The following is a 25,753-nucleotide window of genomic DNA, read 5'->3' as shown; positions in this document are numbered from 1 at the left end:
ATCCGCAAAAAACTAGCGCAGTTTGATTGTTTACGAGATGCCATTGAGCACGTCTTACATTTTACGTCCTAAGTACCTTGGCGGTTGCTATATATTTGTTCCTATAAAAATAGGCATTAAGAGCCTCAAAACTATTACTAATGGCTGTTAAACATGGCTTTATAGAACCCATTTGGGATCTATTTTTCCGTCTACAAGTCTTGTGCAAAGCCGGATTTCATACTTTTGTAGCAATTGCTCTATGATTTCCCAATTTTGGATAAAGTCGATCTAAGAAAACTCATCTAAAGTCTTCTCTCCACTGCACCCATTATCAATAAAGCTGCCAACAAGCTGGGAATCTTTTGGAGATAGCCCATATTTAAGCAGGGGAGCAACTAATAGTGAACGTAGCCCCAGAATAACGAACATTCTGATCGTATGCATCGACACAACCACACCAGTATCGCCACCGAAATGAACGGTGCTGGCAACCATTGCTTGTGTTCCTGTAGGCATTGAGCCGAGTATAGCGGTTATCGTATCGATGTTCGTAACTAAATGAAACTCGTATCCGACTACCGAGCAGACTACAATTAGCAACAGCGCCAAAACAACTTCAATCAGAACTGCTTTCACCAGCCGACGAACACCTTGCAAGTTGAACTGTAAACCTGTGGCGAAACCGATAAATAGCAACGCGCTGTCAAAGATTATATCGGGAACCTGTATATTGTACGGCAGTGTCCAACAGGCGAGCAATCCTACAAACAAAGGTGCGAAAAATGTGGAAGCAGGAAAGTGGATTTGGCTACCTAACCAGACACCCAAGCCGACGCACGCAACGATAATGAGTAAATTCAAAGACATTTCTATTGGCGTACTACTCGTTGCAGGCAGTGTTGCGATCGCAGTCAAATGCGAATCTAAGTAAACACCTGGAACGAATAAACCAACTGCAAGTGGAACTACCATAATAATCAGTATACTACGCAGGTACTGGAGAATCGCAACGGCGATCGCATCAGCACCGACTTCCTCACTCAATGTAATCAGACTAGGGATGATGCAGGGGATAGACGCTAAAAGCGCAGTTGACCAATCCAATCCACCTAAGCGGCTGAGAAGGTAACCGTTGAGGATACTCGCACTACTTGTGATCGCAATACAAATAAGTAATGGTATAGCATGGGTTGACATCATAGTCACGCTATCCCAGGAGAATTCGGTGGCAACCGAAATACCAAGAACTGCCTGTCCAATAATTGAAAAGGCTGGAGACATTGGTTGAGGAATTTTTTGACTCATCGTATAGATAATCCCCACAACCAATGGGCCGAGCAGCCAGCCCAGGGGGACATGCAACCAGTCCAACAGGAAACCAGCGACACTTGCTGCAAATAGCAATGCGGCAGTTTTCGCAATTCTTAGAATATCTGAGACATTACTTTGGAAAACGTTCACATTGTTATTCATCTGGAGAATATCCCTCTTCTGTCACTCTCCGAAAACTTTTGCCATTTCTGAATTCTAGAGCTTTTGTATATGAAGCGAATGTATGTTTTGCCAATCCTATTTGAGATGCGCTTACCCTGATGGTCATTGAGTTAATGATAGTTGGCAGTATCTGAATTCAATTCAAACTTTGATTGAGCTGGCACTTATCCAACTCCAAGAACTCAGCTGTCCACTGTAAAGATATATTAACACTAAACCAAAAAGTTTTTCTCCGAAGAGCGATGCCTGCCGCAGGCTGCACCTACCCTAAATAACTAGTATTATTCAATACTCTCAAATACGTGATTTATTAACCAGCAGACATAATATATTAGACAGCAAGTTAGCTCGACTTTATCCAAAATTAAGAACTTGGTTCTCTTGATACGGCAAAACCCTAGCTTTTTGGCAAAAAATTTTTCCATATCACTGATTCTCAGTGAAAATAAAAAAGTAAAACTACCGTCTCATAAAGCTTTCAGCGTCAGCTTGAGCGTTGCCAAAAAATGGATAAAGTCGAGCTAAGATCATCAACCATTTGTCAATAATTAATAGTGCTTAAAATATCATCAAAATCGAGGACGCAAACACAGTTTTTAAGGCAACTATGCTTACAGTAGGCTATTTGGCTACAACCTTTTTCCAGTCAGATTAAATAAATGTGTCGCCTACGGCTTTTTGTAGTTTCTCAATATCTTGCTCGATTAGTGCGATCGCAATTAGACGTGATCAGTGGCTATGACATCAGAAACATTGGGGAAGTTGTAGCAAATATTTAGAGTCATGAATCATTGCTTCATTATGAACAACATTATATCTGGAACAACTACAGCCATTAGTGTTTTACTGGGACTAGCAACTTATAATTTATTAATAAAATATTATCTTAATGAGATATACGCTAATAAGTGGTTTATATTTATTATTAAAATGCTGCAATTTATTCATTAGAGAGTTAGCTAGTGACACAAACAACTCAATACGCACACTACATGCAGGCTGACCAACGCCCTAGTATCAAGGAGCCGATAGAAGTCTCACCTTTAGTCGGTAACTGGGTCAATACTAAATCGGATACTAATTATTTGGTGCGGGTGGTTCTGACTGAACAAGGCGATCGCCTTCTATTTCAGGGTTATGGAGCCAACGAACCCTCACCAATTGACTGGGGTGAAGTTGAGGCAACGCCTTACGCTGTAGGAAGCTCACTTACAGCAGGGGGATTCCACGCTTTTTACAAGCTAGACGGGATTGAGACACATCTGGTGGCAAACCAAAAATTGGGAATCTTGGTCATTCAGTCTTATACCCGCTACGTAGATGGTAGTGGTCGAACTGATCATTTTGCCCGTGAGTTTTTTCATCGCTAGTAAGAAGAGGAAGATTTCAAGATGGAACGAAACGAAATTTACGGTAACCAGTCCAAGGACACCGTGATTGATTTCACGCCTTATTTAGGAACCTGGATAAACTCCAACACAAAGACTACATGGATCGAGAAATTTACTCTAACCAAGCATAATCAGCAAATTATTATGCATGCTTATGGTGCCCAGTCCCTCAAAGATTGGGGTGAAACTGAGGTAACACCGTTTGTAGATAATATCAATGAGAAGGCTTTCTCTGCACGATACGATCACGATTCAGTAGAATCGTTATTGGCAGCGAACATGAACAAAGATTTGTGGGTCATTGCTGCGTTTCACAAGTTCAAGGATGGCAGCCAACCCAATTTTCTGTGTCGGGAGTTTTATTATCGGCCAGACTAAGCTGGAGTTTCTCCTTGCATTTGTACTAAAAAAGCTTATAAGGCTTGCTGTACAAAAAGTCTAGGATTTACACTGTACCCATGTAAACGCTGGAACTAAAGACCTTGTCATTACCAACACTTTTTAAGGGACGGGTGATAAGGGATTTCCAAAAAAGAAAATCCTCAGTAAAGAGGAATAATAATCATTGTAGAGGGTAAGGAGTCAGGGCTGCGATCGCAGCCCTGACCTCCGTTTATTTAATAAATTTAATTATGTATAATTCAAGCTTTTGGGTATCTAAGAGTGTCAAAATAATTCAGAATTGACATCAGTGTATGTAAATAACTTTGATGATAGATAGTCATCGCACAAGGTATTGTGATTATATCGTGGAAAGTGTTTTAGGGAGCGACATTGGTGTCAACTTAAGCGCAAACCCTTTTAAAACCTCGTTTCCAGCCAGAGGCTGGAAATGCTGCTCTTGGCGGCTCTGCCGCCAGCAAGGGAGGCGGAGCCTCTAGAACGGCATTCCCAGTCGGAGACTGGGAACGAAACAATCTAAAAGGTAGTTATAGACTGGTTTTCACGTTAAGTTGACACGTATGAGGGAGCGATCGCCTCTTGAAAATTTGCTCAGTTCGCAAGAGCAAGGGGTCAAGTTGCAACGCCATCAACTCTAGCACCTTCCCCTGTAAATACAGACGCTTCGTCATCCCTTGGTAGGGACAGTTGACTATTTGCTGTGCCACTGTCTGTATTGCTGTTGTGGTTTTTGGATAGAGTAATGTCTGCCACTCGTTACCTTTTGCCAAAAAACGTAGTTGCGGTGGAATTTCTCCGTCTTCTGTAGAAAAAAAGGTTGCCAACAACTCAGGAGGCATACACAAGCTAATACCCATGTACGCTTGAGAATCCAAATAAGTCATCTTTCGTTGAATGCCACCACCTGAAATCAGTGTGTATCCTTCTCCTATTTGCCCTCCAAATTCATCTCTAGTTGTTCCTGAAAGGCGAATACCAAATTCCAAAGGGTGAACGCAATCCCAGCCTTGGTATAGTACATCATCGTGGTATTCGTAGTTACTTATTCCCAGCCACACTTGGGGATACACCTCAATATTTCGCACATATCCTTTGCCCAGTTCTCTGGGTAGTTGACAATAGAATTCAAATGGCTCTAATGGATTTTGCGGACTGTTTTTAGCAGCTTCTGCCCACCATGCGTATGAGGGTAATGGTCATAGTTGGTAGAGGGTCAAAGTTAATGATATAGATTTTCAATAATTTTACTGCGATATCGAGGCGCAAACAGTGAGTTTTTGTTTTTTCAGCCCTTGACGTACCGAGCGATCGCCTGACAACATATAGCGGTTATCACTTCATTGCAATACAGTCGTCACCTGAAAAGAGCATTTGCTGACACAAATACTTACAGTTAGAATAGTCTGTCTATTTCTATTACTGAAAATCTGGTTTTTTTCATAATAATTATGGCTTTTAATCTAGACAAACTTGTCTATTAATAACTAATTCTATGCCTAATATTTCAATATTTATTCATATTATTGTGACAATTTTTACTATTATTAATTACAGTTTTTGTTAGAATTTTTAAGTCAAGAAAGTCAAAGGATTTTTATTCTAAGAATACAAAGTCTTGAACTTTTGTCACTTAACAAATTAAATGACCATTTGCCAAATTAGTGTCAATCTAGAGCTAAAGAAGGATGATCTTTGCATTCGTGATGTTAGTAGCAAAAACTGTACTTATTGAGATCCGTGCTACTCGGATTAAAGATTTCGGCTATTGCTTACCTAGAGCATATTTTAGGCTAATGAATAAAGCTAACAAATAATTTCCCAAGTAACACCGCGCCTTCTAACTCCTAAATTTTGACTCTTTTGTATTAATCTTCAGTACGAGGAAAGGCATGAAAAATACTCAAGTAACAATCAACGAACCACTCAACGAAACAGCTTGTAAACATAACCCAAAAAAATTGGGTGACAAGAAAAAACTAACTTGCACAAAACCACCACAACCAGGTGCAAACCAAGGAAATTGTCCTTTAGATGGAGCGATGGTTTCTGTGGGAGCTATCACTGATGTTGTTCATTTGGTACATGGTGCTGTTGCTTGTACTCATAATCCTTGGGCGACTCATGGTAGCCTCTCATCAGGCTCTCAATTATACCAAACTGCTTTTACTACTGATTTTGGTGAGAATAATATCGTTTTTGGTGGTGAAAAGAAACTGTACAAAGCTATTCTCGATGTTGCTCAACGCTATAATCCTGCGGCTGTTTTTGTCTACGCTACTTGTATTACTGCTTTGATTGGTGATGATATCGATAGTGTCTGTAAACTAGCTGCACAGAAAATTGATATTCCGGTTGTCTATATAAATTCGCCTGGATTTCTTGGTAGTAAAAATTTAGGTAATCGCATCGGTAATGAGACTTTATTGAAATATGTAATCGGAACGGCAGAACCAGAATTCACCACCCCTTTCGATATCAATATTGTTGGTGAGTACAACGTTGCTGGTGATTTGTGGAATGTTTTACCACTGTTCAAGAGATTGGGTATACGCGTTCTCTCCAAAATTACGGGTGATGCACGCTATAAAGAAGTTTGCTATGCTCATCGTGCCAAGTTGAATGTAGTCATTTGCTCAAATGTAGTGCTGCCAATGGCGCAAACAATGAAGGAACTTTATGGAATTCCTTATGTTGAAGAATCTTTCTTCGGTGTAGAGAACTTAAACCATTGCTTGCGAAATATTGCCGCAATATTAGGGGATAAATATCTTCAAGAACGTACAGAATGGTTGATAAGAGAAGAAAACGCAGCCCTAGATATTGCCCTAGCTCCCTACCGTGCCCTGTTGAAAGGCAAGCGGATTATTCTTTCTACTGGTGGTGTAAAAATTTGGTCGATTATTTTAGCTGCCAAAGATTTAGGAATGGAAGTGATTGCTACCACTAACGCCAAGACTACAGAAGAGGAGAAAGCCAAAATTAAACAATATCTTGGTCAAGATGGCATTGTTTTGCCCCAAGCAACCCCGGAAGTCTTACTACAAGTACTGAAAAATACAAAAGCGGATGTGGTTATTACTGGGAATGGCAATAAATATACAGCACTCAAAGCACAAATTCCTTTTTTGGATATTAACCATGAACGCCATCATGCCTACGCTGGTTATATAGGGCTGGTGGAACTGGCACGAGAATTGTATAAAGCTTTGTATAGTCCAGTGTGGGAGCAAGTCAGGAAACCTGCTCCTTGGGATGAAAAAATCAACTATGATGTCGCTTGATAAATAATTTGTCAAACCACAGAATCACACAAACGGTCTTTTTTACCACAAGTTGCCTCAATCTCTTTAATGTAATTTATATTGCAAATTATTACTCTGTAAGGTCTTCTTGGCGAGTTGGGTGGGTGTTGAAATAGGCACGATCAAAGGATTGCCCTAGAATCTCCTGACCGATTGAAGACAAAACGCGATCGCAATTATCATGCAATACGTAAAAGGATAAATCTCGCAATATTCGCTCCACAGGACTCGGTTTAATCAAGGAGCGAGCCCCACAAGCATGTATGCAGTCGTTCACCGTTTCCAAAGCCAGTTGTTCAGTTATGTAACGGGCGCGATTGCCTGCTTGTTTTGCTCCTAAGACCTGGCCTGTTTCCCAAAGAGTGGCTACTTGCCGCAGCCAGAGATGCATAGTATCTATATTAATTGCTGCCTTAGCAATACGATGTTGTACGTAGGGGTCGTGTCCTTTTTCCTGTTTGTTGATGTATGCTAAAGCATAATCATAGGCTCCTTCAGCAGCTCCGAGAAAAGCAGCGCCATACAGAGGTGTAAACCGCGTCTGCCACTCCTGTTGGATGTACTGTCCTGGATAGCCAATCAAGTTTTCTTTAGGGATGAAAGTACCTTCAAAGCGAACTAAGTAACTCACTGTACCTCGCATCCCAATTGGCTGCCACCAACTATCATCAAAGCTAATACTGGGGTCGGATAAATTGCAGGCTAGTAACAATACTGATGTTGGTGAGCCATTGCTATGACGCGCTCCCCCAGCCCCTGCTGTGTTGACCAAGAGAATTGCCCACTGTGCTTCTGGGGCACTGGTGGCGAATACCTTTGTGCCATCAATGATGTATCCCTCATCTACCACTTGCACACTTGTGCCAAGGCTGGCTTCTTGACCTGGAATCTGAGACTGGGGTTCTCCACTCCAAGCCGCCCATATCTCCCCACGCTGGACAATACCCTCAAACCAGCGCTTTTTCTGAGATTCATTAGCCATAGCCGCTAGTAAAACTTGGGCATTTGCGTGTCCTTCCCAGCAACGGGCTAGGGATAAATCCACTTTTGCCAGTTCCTTAGTCATCATCCACAGGGTAAAGATATCGCTATCATGTCCTAACCCTAGACCACCATATTCAATTGGCACAACAGGCGCATTGAGACCTGCTTGAAAAAGGTCTTCAAAATCTTCTCTTGGGAAGCTAGCATTGTGGTCATAACCAGCGGCGCGAGAGGCGAACTTATCGCGTGCCAGTTGGCTAATGCGCTCAATTAGAGTTTGCTTGTTGAGAGTTAGATTGAATATCATTTAATAGAGTTTTATAGACTTGTTTTTAGTTGCTAATCTTACATTTTGCATCAGTTGGTTTATCGCTATTTTTGTAAGTAGGTTATTTTAATCCGGTATGAATAATAATTATCTTCGCAAATAAAAGCAGTATGGTAATAAGCATAAATAAGAACTTAATTACATACTCTTTGCCTTTTCTCGTGTGGACTTGAGACTGACAACTCGAAAATTAACCACCAATAAAAATGATGTTATACTTTTGCACGCTTTATTCATTTACTCCTGATTTCTTACAGGGGGGTGCAAGATATAAGTAAATAAATCATCAATAACTCGATTAGCTGATAGATAGCTACCAGTGAGCCAATAAAAATCATCAACTACATAGACTTTACCCTGCTTGACAACATTAAGCTTTGACCACAGAGGTTCTCCCATTAGTTGATGGACAGCTATCTTTGACTGTGCAGGGTCTTTGAAGCCGTAGCGCACTATAAATAGGATATCCCCATCTATCTGGGTGAGGACTTCTGGAGAGATATTGTAGCCAACTGGGTTGCCCGCTTTTTTTTGAGTTGCTTTAGCATCCAGATTTTGCGAAGGAGGACGGATTAGACCAGCATCCTCTATGATCACTCCAGAGAATGCACCCTTGGTTAGCGGGTTAATCGTCTCTGGGATGAGGCGCACGACGGAAACTAAAGTTTTTTTGAGTCGGGAACCCATCTTTTGTTTGAATTCGGCTATACGTGCCTTATAATCGTCCATCAAACGTTTTGCTGCCTCGGTTTTCCCCAGAGCTTTTGCTGCTGGCATAAACGGTTGTTTCCAGTCTCCATTGCTTTCCACCTTAAGCAGAACGGTGGGTGCAATGTGAGACCATAAACTGTAAGTATCCTGATTCCGCATCGTGCCCAAGATCAAGTCCGGCTTGAGAGTCATAACCTTCTCCATGTTCGGCGGCGTCAGAAGTGCGCCAATATCTTTAATGCCGGGGTGCTTATCTTCTAACCCTAGCCCTTGGAGAGTTGAAGCCAGACCTGGAGCACCCACCAGATTGACTCCCAAAGCTAGAGGTATTTCCACTAGCCACGGATCTATGACGACAACTCGTTGAGGATGGACGGGAACTAGAGTCTGACCCATTGCGTGTTGGACTACATGGACAGGCACAGGTGATGTTTGACTTGAGGGAACAACAGCTATGTCGCGGGTCGATAATTGACGATCAAAGGAGTTGCAAGCAGAAATCATCAAGAGCATGAGCAGCACAACGAAGTAGAACTTAAACTTAGGCATATTGACAAAGTGAACAAGATAACAAGATAGAGGTTCTAGCAGAGTGACTGCGGCCAAGTGAGATCGCGTCTTGGCTGTACAAGAGGAAAAAGGGGTATATATACGCAGGGTAAGCGTATATTGTCAATAACACGACCTCAATCTCAATAAAGCCGACAATAATCGCATTAATGCCTACTTAATGATAATATTTTAGGCGATCGCTTTGACCCCTAAAAAATAAATCAAGCGATAAATCTGATTATTTCGTTTATTCATTAACTAAGGTTTTTGTCAAGATTAATTTTGATGGGCTTACCCTGCTATATATACGCCCCTAAAGAATACTTGTTAATTTGTCAAATTTCGGGAAACTAGTTGAGATGTCAGTATTGATTGTAGATAATATGGTTGCCAAAAGCTCAACATTTGTTCGCCAACTTGTTGAGGATAAAAGTAGTGAAAAAAATGATAACCTTTAGGACATTCCCACAGATGATCTTCAGGCTTAAACGCTTTTAACCAGACTTTTAATGCAGGTGAATTAACAATGGGATCGTTCTTGCTACCAGATACCATCATGGGCATAGAAACCCCGCCTTCAGGTAACTCAATTAACTTGAAAAGAGAGTGTAAAAGAGGGGATTGTTCTAAATCTCTATATAATATAGCCATTAACTTTTTACTAGTATTATGGGTCTGCTCACCAAAAAGATGACGAACACAGCCTGCTAAAACTTGCTCGCGACTCATAGTAAATAATTTTCTTTTCAGATAATAGTGGATATGCCAAGTATTAGCAGGTTGAGAAGCTACAGCCAATAAAACCACCGATGCCTACGGCGCTAAACTACGCACTTTTTGGGGATAGCGACGAGCAAAACTTAAAGCGATCGCACCACCCGCACCATGACCTGCTAAATGTATAGGATGAGAATAGTGTGCTAAGAATTCATACATCAAATCTACAGCTTCATCTATAGAACTACCTTGATCTTTATGGTAGTGATATTCCCATAGATCCACATTCATATACTGCGATATGTATTGTAGTAATGGTTGATCAAAACGCTGCAATACATGACTAGAAGTGATCCAAACAACATCGGTATCATCAGACATAAATACTCTCAAACATCAAAATTTGGAAATAATCAATTTTTCAAGCGTGCTATTCATGACTCTAAATATTTGCTATGACTTCCCCAGTCTTGCTGATGTCATAGCCACCAAGAATTTGTAATTGCGATCGCACTAGCCGATGTCCCAAGATATTGAGAAACTGCTGTACTGGTGATAGTCCTCAACTTTGCAGCCAAGTGCTTTGGCTAAACGCAGGGAAATGGTAACTGAAGGAGCATATTGTCCCGATTCCAGACCACCAATAGTCTGACGGGTGACACCAGCTATATTAGCCAATTCTTGCTGGCTCATGCCCAAGCGAGTTCTAATTGACTTCAGGTTGTTGCAAAGATTCACGTCCAGTTTCATGAGGTTGTATGTATCTCTGTGTTAAAAAAAGCCGCAGCTGACAAACTTAACCTGCCAGGGCAATAGCAAGGTATTTAGTGTTTGCCGTTTTTGTTGTCAGACATGTTGGTGCTTTGAAAATTTCGCTGATTTTTGGCAAGCATATCATACACATTGCCAATATTTTTAACATTGAGGGATATTATTTAGCGTCAGCATTACCTTTTCATCATCTGCTCACTCAGTCATTACCAAGAAAAAATACTCAAATCCGAATGGCACGCTTGTAAGGCGTAAACCCTTAATATAAATGGCTTTTGGGTGTATGCCTTGCATGGTCAACAATTGAGAATTCAAATAAGAATACTGATGTGGCTAAATGATTGAGATCATCAGGTTCTCATGACAAATGAGTGGCTTAGGAACGAGTCACACATGAGTTTGCTCTGGCTGCCTAAAATACCGATTCAGTATTCTGAATTATGACCAAAAAACTAGGTTTCGTTGGGTTGCAACAAGGAATGTTTGATTGTGAAAGACGTTAAAACAGGGTTTATCAGTCTTGTGTTTTATTAATCAATCGGTGTTATAGCGGGCAATGTCTCAAAAAATTTTTGCCTTTTGCAAGTAAATTTGCCATACGCATGATATTCTTGCTATGTGCTGAGTGCCCTGCCGTAGCAGCCTTTTATCTTTTTTTAGTCTTTTAATATTGCAGAAAAACTGGAAAAGTCGGACTCCGCCAATTCCTTATTACTCATGAACGCAACCACCACCAATCCACAAAGATACTATACTCGTATCCTGAGCTTAGTTGTAGCAATTCTATTACTGTTACTGGGCATATTTGCCAGCATTGCTTACGGTGCTGCTGACATTTCTACCTGCCAAATACTTACCGCTTTTACCAACTTTGATGACTCCACCGAACACATAATTATCCGCTCAATTCGCCTACCGCGCACACTGATTGCAAGTATGGTCGGTGCTAGTTTGGCTATAGCTGGGGCTTTAATGCAAGGATTGACTCAAAATCCCTTAGCTGCGCCTGGTATCTTGGGGATCAATGCAGGTGCAGCCTTAGCAGTGGTAGTAATGGTCTTTGGCTTGGGTATATCTTCACCAGCCCTGATTACTCTTGTAGCATTTCTAGGAGCATTGTTAGCAGCGATCGCAGTTTATTCCCTCGGTTCACTAGGACAAGGGGGTACAACACCACTGAAGTTGACTATCGCTGGTGCAGCCCTCACCGCCTTGCTATCTTCAATTAGCACAGGTGTATTGATTTTGAGTGAGCGAACTCTTGAAGAAGTACGCTTCTGGCTAGCAGGTTCTCTAGCAGGGCTAAACTTCAATCTATTTCTGACTGTGTTGCCTTGGATGATAGTGGGGCTATTAACAGCTTTTGCCTTGAGTAGACAGATCAATATTCTCAGTTTAGGAGAATCGGTAGCTACAGGCTTAGGTCAGCAAACAGGTTGGATCAAGTTGGCAACAGCATCAAGCATTGTCATCTTAGCGGGAAGTGCTGTAGCATTAGCAGGGCCTATCGGCTTTGTCGGTCTGGTAATTCCCCATCTAGCGCGGGGAGTAATGGGTGTTGATTATCGTTGGGTATTGCCTTGTGCGGCTGTATTTGGTGCGGACTTATTAGTATGGGCAGATTTAGCAGCCCGTTGGTTAATTAGACCCCAAGAATTACCTGTTGGCGTGATGACAGCAATGTTAGGAGCGCCCTTTTTGTTGTATCTAGTGCGTTGGCGGGTGAAGAGAGGATGATAACAATTCAAAATTCACAATTCAAAATTCAAAATTCAATACTGGGTAAGGAGCCTGTAACTAGAGTATTGTTTGTAGTGCTATTAATCACCCTTGCTGTTTTAGGGATGAGCCTCAGTTTGGGAGATTACCCTGTCCCACCAGCAGATATAGTTAAAGCTGTTCTTGGTTTACCAACTCAAGATCCAGAATCTCCCTTTGTTGTTGTTACCTTGCGTTTACCGAGAGTGTTAATCTGCTGGTTGGTAGGAGTCGGCTTGGGCGTTGCCGGTGCAATTTTACAAGGATTGACACGTAATCCTTTAGCTGACCCTGGCATCGTTGGGGTAAATGCAGGTGCAGCCTTAGCTGCTGTTACCTTGATTGTATTATTCCCGGCTGTACCCACTATGTATTTGCCCCTGGCTGCCTTTGGTGGTGCTTTTATTGTGGGCTGTCTCATCTACTTGCTAGCTGGCACGGGAGAAAAATCACCTCTGCGTTTAGTGTTGGTGGGAGTATCACTCGCAGCAATGATGGGAGCTTTCACGACTTTGATGTTGACTTTCGGTAAAATCAGCAACGTTAGTAGAGCGCTAGTGTGGCTGGCAGGTAGTGTTGCTGGTAAAAGTTGGGAGCAACTTTGGCAACTGCTACCTTGGATAGTTATCTTCGTTCCTTTAGCTTTACTGCTGGCGCGGGAACTTGATACTTTGCAACTGGGTGATGCAGTAGCTAAAGGACTCGGTAGCCGAATCACATATCAGAGGAGCAAATTATTGTTAGTGAGTGTAGCGCTGGCTGGGTCAAGTGTGGCGATCGCAGGTACAATTGGCTTCGTTGGATTAATGGCTCCTCATTTGGCACGTAGACTTGTTGGATCAATACATCAAAATTTATTACCAGTCGCTGCCTTAATCGGGGGATTATTGGTATCATCAGCAGATTTTTTGGGTCGGACAATGTTTTCTCCGACAGAATTACCCTGTGGTTTGCTCACTGCTGCCTTGGGAGCGCCTTATTTTATCTATTTACTATACCAAAGGCGGCAAAGATGAGTAGGCAAAAAAGAAATTAGGCGTTGGTCTTGAAAGTGCTGTACATGGATAGCGGGGCATTTAGCCCGTGCTGACAGGTATAGGTTTTTTACGAATATCCCTAAAGTGGTTTTCAAAACTACTCATTTGTCATGATAATCTGATGATCTCAATCATCTAGCCGCATCAATATTCGTATTGAGTTCTTAATTGTTGACCATGTAACCACTAGACCCTCTCATCCTGCCATATTAAGGGTTTGCGCCTTACAAGCGTGCCATTCTGATTTGACCATTTTCTCTTGGTGACGACCAAGTGAGTGAGCAAATGATCAAAAGGTGATGTCTAGGTTGGGCTGCGCCTACTCTAAATCGCATCCCCAAATGTTAAACATACTGGCATGATGTATGCTATACTTGCATAAAATCAGTGAATTTTTCACACTTTTTTATGGTGAACCATTAACGCTACGTTGACAGGACAAGGTGAAATGACACGCTTGAAAAATTGATTATCGAAACAGAATACATGCGTCAGTCGTCAGAATTCAGTTGGGTATTCTGTATGACTGGCGGATGAATAACAGGGCTTAAGACCCCCACAAAACTAGAATTTTTGGTGGTCAACAAGATAGTCGCGGGTCTAAGAACAAAGTTGCTCCTCTTGGGGAGACCCCAAGACCGCACTTTGCGCTGAATCTCCAAATGAATTGATTCTGACAGGAGTTGACAGGAAACGTCTCCGGCTCCGCTCCTGAATTCAGAATAGCTGAATTCTTCTTCAATCCCAAATTTTGAGGTTTGAGAGTATTTATGTTTGATGATATCGATGTTCTTTGGATCAGTTCTAGTCATGTATTCCAGCGTTTTGATAGACCATTACTACGATACATATCGCAGTATGTGAATGTGGCTCAATGGGAATATCACCACTACAAAGATCAAGGTAGTTCTATAGATGAAGCTGTAGATTTAGTGGATGAATTTTTAGGACAGTATTCTCATCCTATACATTTAGCAGGTCATGGTGCTGGTGGTGCGATCGCCTTAAGTTTTGCTCGTCGCTATCCCCAAAAAGTGCAATCGCTGGTCTTATTAGCTGTAGCTTCTCAACCTGCTAATACTTGGCATGTCAACTATTATCTGCAAAGACAAGTATTTACTATGAGTCGTGAGCAAGTTTTAGCAAGCAGTGTTCATCATCTCTTTGGCGAACAACCCCATAATACTACTAAAAAGTTAATGGCCGTGTTATGTAGAGATTTAGAAGAATCCCCTCTTTTGCACTCTCTTTTCAAGTTAATTGAGTTACCTAAAGGCGGGGTTTCTATGCCCTTGATGATCTGTGGTAGTAATAACGATCCCATTGTTAATTTCCCTGCATTAACAGGCTGGTTAAAATGGTTTAAACCTGAAGATAAACTCTGGCAATGTCCTAAAGGCTATCATTTTTTTCACTACTTCTATCCTCAAAAAGTCTGTGAACAAATGTTGAATTTTTGGCAACCATATAATCTCAAACCAATGCTGATATCTCCATTAGTTTCCCGCAATTTGACAAATTAACAAGTATTCTTTTGGGGCGTATATAGTAATCCGATTTGATTTCTGAAATTATTTCCGTAGGCTGGGAGTGGGGAGTAGGGAAGAAGCCTCTTTGAGTTGTACTGGGTTTTTTAAAAAATCAAATATCAGTCCTATATATAGCCCGATAAATTTGTGATCTAATTAGTGAGTACATTTGCATTGGTTGCAGTCGGCATATTATTGTACAATCTTTTGTTTGGTAAGACGAATCTCACCAATAGAATTTTTCCGCTACATTTAAACCTCAAGTGTGTTATGTTCCTATGAATACAAACTCAGATTTTCTCTCGGAAATGTGTGATTTTCTTTATCCACGTAGTCCATATTATGGACAATTCAAGATAGAGTATTTAACATTTAATGCACATCTGCAAGAGTTTTCACAACGGGTAAACTACATATCTAGTCTGCAAACTGCTGGGAAAATTTCTCCAGAAGAAGCTTATAAACCAATTCACCACCTTTGGAAGCAGTTAAAATCTGCTAAAAAAGCACTAGTAAATAGCTAAGGTGGGAAGTGTGTATATTTTCCCGCCCTCCGATCGCGATCGCAATCCTCAAAGAAAGTACTGATGCATATTTACCCAAATGTTTTGTCAGAGTTTCTTTACTAAGTGCAGCAGTAAGTAGCCAATATTCTTGGTAATATCATTGCAATATGATTTATATAATTTTTATCCTAAAGGGCGATCGCTAACTTGAAGGAAACTCTTGGTATGTGATGACTCCACAGTAAAAAAAGAAAGCCATCTGCCAGCAGAGCCGCAAAGGCTCCACGCACGCCATTACGCACTTTCAGACCAATTATCCAAGCAATCAGAAAGCCCTATGGAGAACACAGTCCTTGAAACCCAACATCTGGACCTCGCTTACGACGGCAAACCCATCATATCCGGTCTTAACTTGCTGGTTCCGAAAGGACAAATTACTGCTCTAGTCGGCCCCAATGGCTGTGGTAAATCTACTCTACTGCGGGGTTTGGCTAGATTACTCAAACCCCATATTGGTACTGTATATCTGAATGGCGCTGATATCTTTCGACAGTCAACAACCAAAGTTGCACAGCAACTTGGTATTCTTCCTCAAGGCCCATCTGCACCAGAAGGATTGACTGTGCGAGATTTAGTAGCCCAAGGTCGTTATCCATATCAACATAGTTGGTTTCAATCTTGGACTGCTGAAGATGAACGTCAAGTTCGCAAAGCATTAACAACTACAGACCTTAACGAATTAGCTAATAGAGCCGTAGATACCCTCTCTGGTGGACAGAAACAACGTGCTTGGATAGCTATGACTTTAGCACAAGATACACAAATTTTATTATTGGATGAGCCGACTACTTTCTTAGATTTAGCGCATCAAGTGGAGGTGCTGGAATTACTGGGGGATTTGAATCAGCTAGAGGGAAGAACAATTATCATGGTGTTGCATGACCTAAATCAAGCGTGTCGTTATGCTCACAATCTAGTAGCTTTACGTGATGGCGGTGTTATGGGTTATGGAAATCCAGCAGATGTAATGACACAAGAAATGGTGCAAGAGGTGTTTGGATTAGCTTGTCGAATTGTACCAGATCCAGTAACGGGTAAACCTTGGTGTATTCCTTTGGGTCGGCAAAGAGATAGTGAGGTTAATTAACAGTCTCAGAACTGAATGGCACGCTTGAAAAGCTAAAGTCATTAGTTCTGTCAAGTAATTTTAGATTTTGGATTTTAGATTTATTCTCGCGTTTAAATTCGCAAGTCTCAGACTTTTTTAAATTTACGATGTTTGAATCTTCAATTCCATTTTCCAAAATTTAAAATCTAAAATTCGCTGAGATAATATCATAAACTCTCTTCTCTACGAGAGGTTGCGCGAACAATTTTCAATTGTTAAGCCTTTTTACTTAGCAAAGGAATTTCAATCCAAAATTCTGTGCCTTGCCCCGGCTCAGATATAAACCAGAGGGTTCCACCATGTTTTTTCTCAATAATTTGCCGACTAATAGATAAACCTAACCCTGTTCCCTTTCCTACAGGTTTAGTAGTAAACATAGGTTCAGATAACCTCTGTTTGACTTCTTCTGTCATGCCAATGCCATTATCGGCAATTTGAATTACTACGAGTGAGCGTTGTTCATCTACAGCAGTGCGAATCGTGATTTGTCCGTTGTCTAATACTGATGACAAATGAACGCCACTTGCGGCAATTTTGGGAAAGTTCGCACCAGAGTTGCTCCTAGTGACAAATGACTCCTCTATAGCATCAATTGCATTAGCGAGGAGATTCATGAAAACTTGATTCAGTGGGCCTGGAAAACATTCTACAGGTGGCACAGTTCCATAATCTTTAATAATTTGAATTTCACTACGTTCTGAGTTCGCTTTCAAGCGGTATTGTAAAATCAATAGCGTGCAATCAATACCTTCATGAATATCTATAGGTTGTACTACTGAATCATCTCGACGTGAAAAATGTCTAAGTGAATAAATCATCTGTGCCAGACGCTTTGTTCCTTTGTGCATAGACGAGATGATTTTCGGAAAATCTTGCATTAAGAAATCAATATCGATTTCATCTATTTTCTGGGCAATTTCTACTTCTGGATTGGGATAATATTGCTGATAGAGTTGAAATAAATCAATAAGATTTTGGGTATATTCAGAAGCATGACTAAGATTGCCTAAAATGAAGTTGACTGGGTTGTTAATTTCATGGGCAATTCCAGCAATCAACTCACCAAGAGTAGACATCTTTTCTTGTTGTACCAAACTAACCTGAGCTTGCTGCAAATTATCAAGCGCTTGAGATAGTTGAGAAGTACGTTCTTCTACCCTTTGCTCTAACTCCTCAGTCAGCTTTTCTAACTTGGTTTCAACTGCAAGACGGTCGGCTATTTCTTGTTTAAGTTGCTGATTATGAGTTTTGAGTTGCTTAGTGAGGTTACGGTTTTGTAGATGCGTCTTAATACGAGCCAATACTTCTTCGTACTCAAACGGTTTTGTAATGTAATCTACTGCTCCCAAACTCAAACCCTTTACTTTATCGACAGTTTCAGAGAGATCTGTCATAAAAATTATCGGGATATCACAGGTTAGAGGATTTAACTTTAAACGCTGGCAAGCAGTAAATCCGTCAATACCAGGCATCATTACATCTAAAAGTATAATATCAGGACAGACATATTCAGCTTGAGCGATCGCACCCTCGCCATTCACAGCAATCAATATCTCCCAACCTGTGTCAATTAATGCTTCAGATAGTACTTCCAAATTATGCGGGTTATCATCCACAATTAAAATTACTCCTTTCTCCAGAACAGGTATATTCATTGTTTTTCTCCTCGATATGGCTGAATAAACTCCCTAATTTTTTCGATTTGAAAGCTTTTAGCAAGTTGCTGTAATTGTTCGGCAAATGGGATAAACTTTTCATCCAACAGTTTCAGCTTTTGGGCTTGCTCTCGAATGCCTTTGATGTTACCTCTCATCGCCAACTCAAATAGTTGCTCAATTTCTTCAGGTGGTGGAGCAATTAAGCAAGTGTCTGGTAGTGAGGAATCAACAGAAGTAACTTTTAGAATTTGGGTTTCATTGACTCCTTCTGATGATTATTCCCGCAGTGCATAACCTACACCACGAACTGTATGAATCAAACGCTTTTCATTATTTTCTTCTAACTTGAGTCGCAGATAACGAATATAAACCTCAATAATATTAGAATCACCCATGAAGTCGTAACCCCAAACTTTCTCTAGAATTTGATCTCTAGTAAATACCTGACGGGGATGTGAAAAGAGATATTCTAATAAGTCAAACTCTTTTGCTGTTAACTCAATGCTTCGTTTCTCCCGAAAAACTTCACGGGTACGGCGATTTAAGCTTAAATCTTCAAAGTGCAACAAATCCTCATCTGTTTCTTGCGTGCGGCGGAGATGGGCGCGAATTCGAGCTAGTAGTTCCTCAATGCTGAAGGGTTTAACCACATAATCATCGGCTCCTGCATCTAATCCTGCCACGCGATCGCTCACTTCATCTTTTGCTGTCAACAAAATTACTGGTACTGTACTGCCTGTTGCTCGCAAACGGCGACAAATTTCCAAGCCTGTCAGTCCTGGTAGCATCCAATCCAGAATCGCTAAATCTGGCGATGAGTCTCGCGCCAGGGTTAGACCAGCGATGCCATCATGAGCCACACTTACTTGGTATCCTTCGCTATTAAGTTCTAATTCGACAAATCGCGCCAGTTTGACTTCATCTTCCACCAAAAGGATATGTGCTGTCATATTTTTGCTCCTAAAGTTAGATAGAACTGCTATATGTAGGTAAACTGATTGTAAACGTACTCCCTTCTCCTAACTTTGATTGCACACTTACACTACCCCCCATACCTTCTACAAGTGTCTTGACAATCGATAAACCCAAACCAGAACCCCCAGTAGCATGAGAGCGGGATTCATCTACACGGTAAAATCTCTCGAAAATCCGTGCTTGCTGTTGCAAAGGAATGCCATAGCCTTGATCACAAATTTGAATAATTGCCTTGTCTGGAAGCTGATTTAACTGAAAAATTATGGGTGTATCAGCTTCAGAATAATTAACAGCATTATCAATTAAATTCAATAATACTTGTTTGAGGCGGCTGTAGTCTGCTTTTACCTCAATTGGATAAATTTTTGACTCGATTTTAATTAGGCGATCGCTATATTTTTTTGCCATTACTACAACTTCTTCAACTAAGTCATTCAGCACATAAGGTTTCATTTGAAAGTATAAGTAACCGCTATCTGCTCGTGCTAAATCAAGTAAATCTTGTAGCAGGCGGATAGTGCGTTCAGCTTCCGATGCAGCAGTTTCTAAAGCTTCTTGTTGGGTTTGGGTTAAGTTATTCTGTCTTCGCAAGACACTTTGCAAATAACCATGTACAATTGTTAAGGGTGTGCGTAACTCGTGAGAAACATTACTCACGAATTCTCGCTCTTGCTCCCAAGATTGGGAGAGACGCGATAACAACATGGTTAAGGTTTGAGCTAATTCTTTGACTTCGCTGGGTGCATTATCAAAATATAGCTGTGCTTGTCCTAAATCTTCAGCAGAAATCACAGAAGCCATTTGATTTAGCTGGCGCAGAGGTTGCAGAGAACGCTTAATATAAAATGCGATCGCAGTAGTTAGGACAATAATTGCCAAAACACTAGTAATAGCTAAACTCTGTACCATTACTACAAACGTTCTCTGTTCGCGGGTAATATCCTTTACTACAAATAACTCACCCAGTAACTTCCCCTGCACTTGCACAGAATTACCGGATAAAACAAAGTAGCTTTGGTTTACTTTGTAAACTTGTGGTTTAATCTGCATCTTAGTCAGGGACATTAATTCAGCTACCGTAGTGTCAGATAATAAATCTAAAGTGGCAGATTTTACCAAAATTTTATTATCAGGACTTTTTAACCATAATAATGTATTGGTATTTGCCAAGTTATTAATAGCCTTTTGCAACCCAGTTTCAGGTTGCATCATTTCACTATAAAGTTGCACATCTCGCGGCAAGCGCTTGGCGATTTCTTCTATGTTATTCTTATGACTATCAACTAAAATTTGCTGCATTTTCCAACTAGTCCATGTAGCGAGGCTTCCTAATACCAAAGCTGAAAATGCTGCAATCCCAACCGTGAGGCGTGACTGTAAAGAAAATGGGTCTATATTTATCCAAACTTTTCTGATTTGCTTCACTGTTCTGGTTGCGTTTGAGGTGTTGAAAAAGGCTTTATCAATAAAATCGGACTGCTAAATATAAAGTTATTATCAACCGCTACATCTTTAGTTATAGCTGATGTGAACTGATCTCTGTTGCATCCCTACAGTGAAAAGGGTAGCCATTCCCAAAAAATTGCTAAATATTTTTATTTTATTGCATTCTCAACTACACAAATCTTTCTATAAGAATAATATAAATTGATTTACTAATAATTAAATTAGTTTACGCTGAGAATTACCTTAAAATTTATACTCCTGTCTGCTTTACCTTTGTACTCTTGTTTGAACGCAAGGGTTGAAAGTAAATCTTGCTCTTTAATAGAGATAGTATATTTTATAAAGTAATAGTAGTTATCAATTTATCGTAAATTAAAGGGTTTAATACCTCTACGTCCAGGGCTATTTCATTTTCATCTAGCTCGCCTCAGAATGAATTCTGAGTCTAATAGCGAAAGTCGTCTAAAGACGACTGAGAAAAGGTTATAGTCCAATACGCTTGGGTTAAGAGAATAGTAGGTTGGGTTGAGCAATAGCGAAACCCAACGAACATCCTAGTAATGTTGGGTTTCCTTATGTCAACCTAACCTACGCCAATTTTAGTTTTTAGCCTTAACTGAACTGTATTGGGTTATAGTCCGTTTTAAGGGACTTTAGCTAAAAGCCTGTGAACTTTAGTTCTGGGTGCGTTTATGTCTAGAACGAAATAGCCCTGCCCTACGTCTACACCTAGCATCATTTGTAACGACAAACCTTTTTAAGGAGAGCTAGGGAGGATCAGATTTTGATGTCCTTATATTAGAGCGATCGCTTCTTTCTCCTTGTCTATTTCTGGTTCTTGATGCTGTGCTTCATATTCACCAAATTGCTGGATTAATTTCGCAACTAAACCTGTCCAGCCAGTTTGATGACTAGCTCCAATTCCGCTTCCATTATCACCATGAAAATACTCATAGAATAAAATCAAATCTCGCCAGTGTGGATCATTTTGAAACTTTTGGATTCCACCATAAACAGGACGTTGACCAGAAGAATTTTGCAAGAAAATTCTGGTTAACCTTTGAGATAATTCTGATGCAACTTCCCAAAGTGTCATCATTTGACCAGAACCTGTAGGACATTCCACTTTGAAATCGTCTCCTAGATAATAATGAAACTTTTGTAGAGATTCTATTAGGATGAAATTCACTGGAAACCAGACGGGGCCGCGCCAATTAGAATTACCACCAAATAAACCACTACTAGATTCAGCCGGTTCATAATCCACCCGAAATTGCGAACCATTGACATCAAAAATATAAGGATTTTCAGCATGAAATCTAGAAAGCGCCCGAATGCCATAAGGACCAAAAAACTCACTTTCATCCAGCATTTTTTGCAGAATACTTTTGAGCTTATCTCTGGAAACGATCGCCAATAACCTCCTCGCACCCACTCCTTTTGTTTCCATACAAGCCACATTTTGGCGCAAGTCAGGACGGTTTTGGATGAACCATTCCAATCGCTTTTTAAAACCGGGAAGCATTTTTAAAGTATCTGGTTCAATAGTTTCAATGGCAAACAAAGGAATTAATCCTACTATTGACCTGACTTTTAAGGTAGTTTGTCGTTCAGGTAAATGCAGTACATCGTAGTAAAATCCATCTGAATCATTCCACAAACTGGCTTCTATTCCGCCAATTTTATTCATGGCATCGGCAATGTAAAGGAAATGCTCAAAGAACTTGCTAGCAATGTCTTCGTAAACAGGATTAGTCTTTGCCAATTCTAGAGCGATCGCTAACATATTTAAACAATACATCCCCATCCAACTAGTACCATCAGATTGGTCGATGTGTCCGCCTGTAGGTAAAGCCGCACTGCGGTCGAATACACCAATATTATCTAAACCGAGAAATCCCCCTTGAAAGACGTTGTTACCCTTAGCATCTTTGCGATTCACCCACCAGGTAAAATTGAGCATCAGCTTTTGAAACACCCGTTCTAAAAACTGTCTATCTGCTCGTCCATATATCTTCTGTTCAATCTTGTAAATACGCCAAGTTGCCCAAGCATGAACAGGGGGATTAACATCACCAAAGGCCCATTCATAGGCAGGAATTTGCCCATTAGGATGCATATACCATTCCCGTGTTAAAACATCCAACTGATACTTAGCAAAATCGGGGTCAATCATTGCCAAAGGAATAGTATGAAATGCCAAATCCCAAGCCGCAAACCAAGGATATTCCCATTTATCAGGCATAGAAAGAATATCTTTATTGTAGAGATGGAACCATTCCCGATTTCTACCTTGTTGGCGTTCTGGAGGTGGCGGTGGTGTATTGCGATCGCCTTTCAGCCAATCCTCTAAAACATAGTGATAATATTGCTTGCTCCACAGCATTCCAGCAAACGCTTGTCGCTGCACATTTCGCATATCTTCACTGAGGGAAAATGGCGTGACGCGCTGATAAAAATTATCTGCTTCATGTTGTCGTTCCCAAAAGATTGTATCGAATTTTTGTCCAAATACCTCACCTAAATCAGGTACATCACTCAATCGCAATTTAACAATTTGAGTTTCACCTGCACCAACTGTTAATAAATAATCAGCAGATGCTTTAGTACCAACTTTATTTGGATTTACTGCCTCTTTTTTACCATGAACTATGTAGTCATTAATGCCATCTTTGACATAGGCAGATGAATTCGGAGAGCCAAATAAGCGCTGATAATTTGTCTCGTTTTCTGTAAATAGAATTTCGTTTGCTTGCTGACAATACAGCCACCTTTTACCTAAAGTTGAGTGAAACACCTCAACCACATGAAGGCCATTACCCGATTCCACCTCTTTTAAAGTAGGTTTGCTGGTATGCCCATTCCAAGACCAAGTATTACGAAACCAGAGAGTAGGTAACAGATGTAGTGTCTTTGCTTCTGGTCCTCGGTTGACTACTTTAATTTGGATGAGAATATCTTCAGCAGAATTCTTGGCATATTCAACGAATACATCAAAGTAGCGATTTTCATCAAATATACCTGTATCTACTAATTCAAATTCTGGTTCGTGACGATTTCTACGTTGATTTTCTGCGACTAATTGGGAGTACGGAAAGGCTTTATGGGGATATTTGTAAAGCGCTTTCATGTAGGAATGGGTAGGGGTATTGTCTAGATAAAAGTAATATTCTTTAACATCTTCTCCATGATTCCCTTCGCTACCAGTTAAACCAAAAATTCTTTCTTTGAGAATAGAATCTTCGCCATTCCAAAGTGCGATCGCCAAACAAAGCCGTTGATGGTTATCACAAATGCCAGCAATACCATCTTCACCCCAACGGTAGGCGCGAGAACGAGCCTGATCATGGGTGAAGTAGTCCCAGGCTGTACCGTTGGGGCTGTAGTCTTCGCGCACCGTTCCCCATTCGCGATCGCTCAAATACGTCCCCCATCTACGCCAATGAGCTTTGTGACTCAAGGCTTCTGCTAATCTGATCTCTTCTTGGGTTAGATTTGTCATAATATCATCCTGTATATATAGCGTTTCCTAATCACATGAAGTACATCATAGCCCCCTCCTCGCTTGCGGGGAGGGGGTTGGGGGTGGGGTTCTTTTACCTCACTCAACCGAGAAACGCTATATTGTGTATTAATTGACATATCACCTGGGTATTAGCAATGTAGCGTATGACGATGAATTTGCCTGTTCCCCAAGATTATCAATATCAATTTGGTGGTAGTCTTCCTGCTAATGCACCTACCTACGTCACACGCAAAGCTGATGCAGATTTGTATCAGGCTGTGAAAGCTGGAGAGTTTTGTTTTGTCCTCAACTCTCGACAAATGGGTAAATCCAGTTTGCGTGTCCGCACAATGCAAAGGTTACAGGGTGAAGGAATTGCTTGTGTATCTATTGATTTAACCGCAATTGGGACATCAGGGCTAAAGTCTGAACAATGGTATTCTGGGATTATTGATACTATTTCTGGTTCTGAAAGTTTAAAGTTAGGTGAGCAGTTTGATATAGATCAGTTATGGGAAGAAAATTCCCGCTTTTCTGATGTGCAGATTTTTGGGAAATTTATTGATAAATTACTAAAATTAATCTCCACACAGATTGTTATTTTTATTGATGAAGTTGATAGTGTTCTCAGTTTAAATTTTCCGGTTGATGATTTTTTTGCTTTAATTCGAGCTTTCTTTAATCAAAGAGTTGATAATCCTGAATATCAACGCATTACTTTTGTGCTTTTGGGAGTAGCTACCCCTTCTGAGTTAATTCAAGATAAAAAGCGTACTCCTTTTAATATTGGAAAAGGAATTGAATTAACCGGATTTGAATTTGCAGAAGCTTTACCTTTAATTAAGGGATTTTGTGGACAAACTAGCAACCCGGAAGCCGTACTAAAAGAGATTTTACACTGGACGGGAGGACAGCCATTTTTGACTCAGAAAGTCTGTGAATTTGTCCGTCAATCTGAAACTGTAATTCCCCCAAGTGAAGAAGCTGCTTTTGTAGAAAGTTTAGTCAAAAATAGAGTGATTCAGAATTGGGAATCTCAAGATGAACCGGAACATTTTAGAACTATTCGGGATAGAATTTTAAAAAGAGATGAGCAGAAAGCAGCATACTTATTAGATTTATATCAACAAGTATGGCACTCAGGCGGAATTGATATTGATAGTAGTATTGAACAGAGTGATTTACAGTTAGCGGGAATCGTTGTTAAAAAAGAGAGTAAATTAAAGGTTTATAACCTGATTTATCAAACAATTTTTGACAGCTTATGGATCGAGAAAACTTTAGCCAGTTTGCGTCCTTATGCTGAGAATTATCGTCAGTGGATATTATCAGAAAAAGAGGATGAGTCTCGGTTATTGCGGGGGAAAGCTTTAGTAGAAGCGTCAAATTGGGCAAGGCATAAAAGTTTGGGTTTTCAAGATTTAGAATTTTTAGCAGCTAGTCGGAAACGAGAGCGAGAAGAGGAACTAGCAGAAACAGAAATCCAAGCAGAATTAGAAAGGGAAAGGAAAGAAAAAGAAGCAGCATAAAGGGCTAG

General features: G+C 40.6%; 18 protein-coding genes and 3 pseudogenes. 9 read left to right on the top strand and 12 right to left on the bottom strand.

Annotated features, from left to right (window positions below):
• Positions 1 to 270 precede the first annotated feature (270 nt).
• On the bottom strand, positions 271 to 1,455 hold the full coding sequence (locus tag V7K36_RS31110; protein WP_335121597.1) for an AbrB family transcriptional regulator: 1,185 nt from the start codon (positions 1,453 to 1,455) through the stop codon (positions 271 to 273).
• A gap of 983 nt (positions 1,456 to 2,438) precedes the next feature.
• Between V7K36_RS31110 and V7K36_RS31105 the strand changes: the two genes are divergently transcribed.
• Together V7K36_RS31105 and V7K36_RS31100 are read left to right on the top strand one after the other, a co-directional pair.
• The gene (locus V7K36_RS31105) at positions 2,439 to 2,846 is read left to right on the top strand and encodes a hypothetical protein (protein ID WP_334942524.1); all 408 of its coding nucleotides are present in this window, start codon (positions 2,439 to 2,441) and stop codon (positions 2,844 to 2,846) included.
• Positions 2,847 to 2,867: 21 nt separating this feature from the next.
• Positions 2,868 to 3,245, top strand: a complete 378-nt coding sequence (locus tag V7K36_RS31100) for a hypothetical protein (RefSeq protein ID WP_335121595.1) — start codon at positions 2,868 to 2,870, stop codon at positions 3,243 to 3,245.
• A gap of 551 nt (positions 3,246 to 3,796) precedes the next feature.
• On the opposite strand, the gene V7K36_RS31095 is transcribed toward V7K36_RS31100, so the two are convergent.
• Entirely contained in the window at positions 3,797 to 4,354 is a 558-nt protein-coding gene (locus tag V7K36_RS31095; protein ID WP_335121593.1) for a hypothetical protein, read from the bottom strand.
• A gap of 804 nt (positions 4,355 to 5,158) precedes the next feature.
• On the opposite strand from V7K36_RS31095, the gene nifE reads away from it, so the two are divergent.
• Positions 5,159 to 6,550, top strand: coding sequence for a nitrogenase iron-molybdenum cofactor biosynthesis protein NifE (gene nifE, locus V7K36_RS31090; RefSeq protein WP_335121591.1), 1,392 nt, complete (start codon positions 5,159 to 5,161; stop codon positions 6,548 to 6,550).
• 91 nt (positions 6,551 to 6,641) lie between these two features.
• Here the strand turns inward: nifE and V7K36_RS31085 are convergent, their stop codons facing one another.
• The 4 genes and pseudogenes from V7K36_RS31085 to V7K36_RS31070 all read right to left on the bottom strand — a co-directional run.
• Complete coding sequence (locus V7K36_RS31085) at positions 6,642 to 7,862, bottom strand: acyl-CoA dehydrogenase family protein (protein ID WP_335121589.1); 1,221 nt, start codon at positions 7,860 to 7,862, stop codon at positions 6,642 to 6,644.
• A 258-nt stretch (positions 7,863 to 8,120) separates the two neighbouring features.
• Complete coding sequence (locus V7K36_RS31080) at positions 8,121 to 9,143, bottom strand: iron-siderophore ABC transporter substrate-binding protein (RefSeq protein ID WP_335121587.1); 1,023 nt, start codon at positions 9,141 to 9,143, stop codon at positions 8,121 to 8,123.
• A gap of 330 nt (positions 9,144 to 9,473) precedes the next feature.
• A pseudogene (locus tag V7K36_RS31075) lies at positions 9,474 to 10,244 on the bottom strand (alpha/beta hydrolase).
• 177 nt (positions 10,245 to 10,421) lie between these two features.
• Positions 10,422 to 10,613 (bottom strand): annotated as a pseudogene (locus tag V7K36_RS31070) (helix-turn-helix transcriptional regulator); the annotation flags it as partial.
• A gap of 738 nt (positions 10,614 to 11,351) precedes the next feature.
• Between V7K36_RS31070 and V7K36_RS31065 the strand changes: the two are divergent.
• The 5 genes from V7K36_RS31065 to V7K36_RS31045 all read left to right on the top strand — a co-directional run bounded on the left by V7K36_RS31065 (position 11,352) and on the right by V7K36_RS31045 (position 16,611).
• Positions 11,352 to 12,371 (top strand): FecCD family ABC transporter permease, encoded by a 1,020-nt coding sequence (locus tag V7K36_RS31065; RefSeq protein ID WP_335121585.1) that lies wholly within the window; start codon positions 11,352 to 11,354, stop codon positions 12,369 to 12,371.
• The gene (locus V7K36_RS31060; protein WP_335121583.1) at positions 12,368 to 13,408 is read left to right on the top strand and encodes a FecCD family ABC transporter permease; all 1,041 of its coding nucleotides are present in this window, start codon (positions 12,368 to 12,370) and stop codon (positions 13,406 to 13,408) included. Before V7K36_RS31065 ends, V7K36_RS31060 begins: the two co-directional genes overlap by 4 nt.
• 791 nt (positions 13,409 to 14,199) lie before the next feature.
• A complete protein-coding gene (locus V7K36_RS31055) occupies positions 14,200 to 14,952 on the top strand; it encodes an alpha/beta fold hydrolase (RefSeq protein WP_335121581.1) in 753 nt (250 codons plus the stop codon).
• 284 nt (positions 14,953 to 15,236) lie between these two features.
• Positions 15,237 to 15,482, top strand: coding sequence for a DUF7219 family protein (locus tag V7K36_RS31050; RefSeq protein WP_335121579.1), 246 nt, complete (start codon positions 15,237 to 15,239; stop codon positions 15,480 to 15,482).
• A 319-nt stretch (positions 15,483 to 15,801) separates the two neighbouring features.
• Entirely contained in the window at positions 15,802 to 16,611 is an 810-nt protein-coding gene (locus V7K36_RS31045; RefSeq protein ID WP_335121577.1) for an ABC transporter ATP-binding protein, read from the top strand.
• Positions 16,612 to 16,847: 236 nt separating this feature from the next.
• Here the strand turns inward: V7K36_RS31045 and V7K36_RS31040 are convergent, their stop codons facing one another.
• The 6 genes and pseudogenes from V7K36_RS31040 to V7K36_RS31020 form a co-directional block, all read right to left on the bottom strand.
• A complete protein-coding gene (locus tag V7K36_RS31040; RefSeq protein WP_442948533.1) occupies positions 16,848 to 17,933 on the bottom strand; it encodes a sensor histidine kinase in 1,086 nt (361 codons plus the stop codon).
• Positions 17,907 to 18,287: pseudogene (locus V7K36_RS34355) on the bottom strand (response regulator); the annotation flags it as partial. The gene V7K36_RS31040 and the pseudogene V7K36_RS34355, both read right to left, overlap by 27 nt.
• Positions 18,284 to 18,445, bottom strand: coding sequence for a hypothetical protein (locus tag V7K36_RS31035; RefSeq protein ID WP_335121573.1), 162 nt, complete (start codon positions 18,443 to 18,445; stop codon positions 18,284 to 18,286). The pseudogene V7K36_RS34355 and the gene V7K36_RS31035, both read right to left, overlap by 4 nt.
• Before the next feature lie 120 nt (positions 18,446 to 18,565).
• Positions 18,566 to 19,240 carry a response regulator transcription factor gene (locus V7K36_RS31030; RefSeq protein ID WP_334831808.1) on the bottom strand — a complete coding sequence of 225 codons (675 nt, stop codon included), beginning with the start codon at positions 19,238 to 19,240 and terminating at the stop codon, positions 18,566 to 18,568.
• A 16-nt stretch (positions 19,241 to 19,256) separates the two neighbouring features.
• Positions 19,257 to 20,690, bottom strand: a complete 1,434-nt coding sequence (locus V7K36_RS31025; protein WP_335121572.1) for a sensor histidine kinase — start codon at positions 20,688 to 20,690, stop codon at positions 19,257 to 19,259.
• A gap of 814 nt (positions 20,691 to 21,504) precedes the next feature.
• Positions 21,505 to 24,213, bottom strand: a complete 2,709-nt coding sequence (locus tag V7K36_RS31020; protein ID WP_335121570.1) for an MGH1-like glycoside hydrolase domain-containing protein — start codon at positions 24,211 to 24,213, stop codon at positions 21,505 to 21,507.
• A 167-nt stretch (positions 24,214 to 24,380) separates the two neighbouring features.
• Between V7K36_RS31020 and V7K36_RS31015 the strand changes: the two genes are divergently transcribed.
• The gene (locus tag V7K36_RS31015; RefSeq protein ID WP_335121567.1) at positions 24,381 to 25,745 is read left to right on the top strand and encodes an AAA-like domain-containing protein; all 1,365 of its coding nucleotides are present in this window, start codon (positions 24,381 to 24,383) and stop codon (positions 25,743 to 25,745) included.
• Positions 25,746 to 25,753: the final 8 nt, after the last annotated feature.

This window comes from Nostoc sp., from assembly GCF_036919555.1.
Classification (GTDB): Bacteria; Cyanobacteriota; Cyanobacteriia; order Cyanobacteriales; family Nostocaceae; genus Nostoc.
This window is presented reverse-complemented; position numbering and strand designations above follow the sequence as displayed.

Bases quoted from the DNA above. Each gene is read 5' to 3' on its own strand.
- V7K36_RS31110 (WP_335121597.1), bottom strand. From the start codon at position 1,455: ATGAATAACAATGTGAACGTTTTCCAAAGTAATGTCTCAGATATTCTA.
- V7K36_RS31100 (WP_335121595.1), top strand. From the start codon at position 2,868: ATGGAACGAAACGAAATTTACGGTAACCAGTCCAAGGACACCGTGATT.
- nifE (WP_335121591.1), top strand. From the start codon at position 5,159: ATGAAAAATACTCAAGTAACAATCAACGAACCACTCAACGAAACAGCT.
- V7K36_RS31085 (WP_335121589.1), bottom strand. From the start codon at position 7,862: ATGATATTCAATCTAACTCTCAACAAGCAAACTCTAATTGAGCGCATT.
- V7K36_RS31080 (WP_335121587.1), bottom strand. From the start codon at position 9,143: ATGCCTAAGTTTAAGTTCTACTTCGTTGTGCTGCTCATGCTCTTGATG.
- V7K36_RS31065 (WP_335121585.1), top strand. From the start codon at position 11,352: ATGAACGCAACCACCACCAATCCACAAAGATACTATACTCGTATCCTG.
- V7K36_RS31060 (WP_335121583.1), top strand. From the start codon at position 12,368: ATGATAACAATTCAAAATTCACAATTCAAAATTCAAAATTCAATACTG.
- V7K36_RS31055 (WP_335121581.1), top strand. From the start codon at position 14,200: ATGTTTGATGATATCGATGTTCTTTGGATCAGTTCTAGTCATGTATTC.
- V7K36_RS31050 (WP_335121579.1), top strand. From the start codon at position 15,237: ATGAATACAAACTCAGATTTTCTCTCGGAAATGTGTGATTTTCTTTAT.
- V7K36_RS31045 (WP_335121577.1), top strand. From the start codon at position 15,802: ATGGAGAACACAGTCCTTGAAACCCAACATCTGGACCTCGCTTACGAC.
- V7K36_RS31035 (WP_335121573.1), bottom strand. From the start codon at position 18,445: ATGAGAGGTAACATCAAAGGCATTCGAGAGCAAGCCCAAAAGCTGAAA.
- V7K36_RS31030 (WP_334831808.1), bottom strand. From the start codon at position 19,240: ATGACAGCACATATCCTTTTGGTGGAAGATGAAGTCAAACTGGCGCGA.
- V7K36_RS31020 (WP_335121570.1), bottom strand. From the start codon at position 24,213: ATGACAAATCTAACCCAAGAAGAGATCAGATTAGCAGAAGCCTTGAGT.
- V7K36_RS31015 (WP_335121567.1), top strand. From the start codon at position 24,381: ATGACGATGAATTTGCCTGTTCCCCAAGATTATCAATATCAATTTGGT.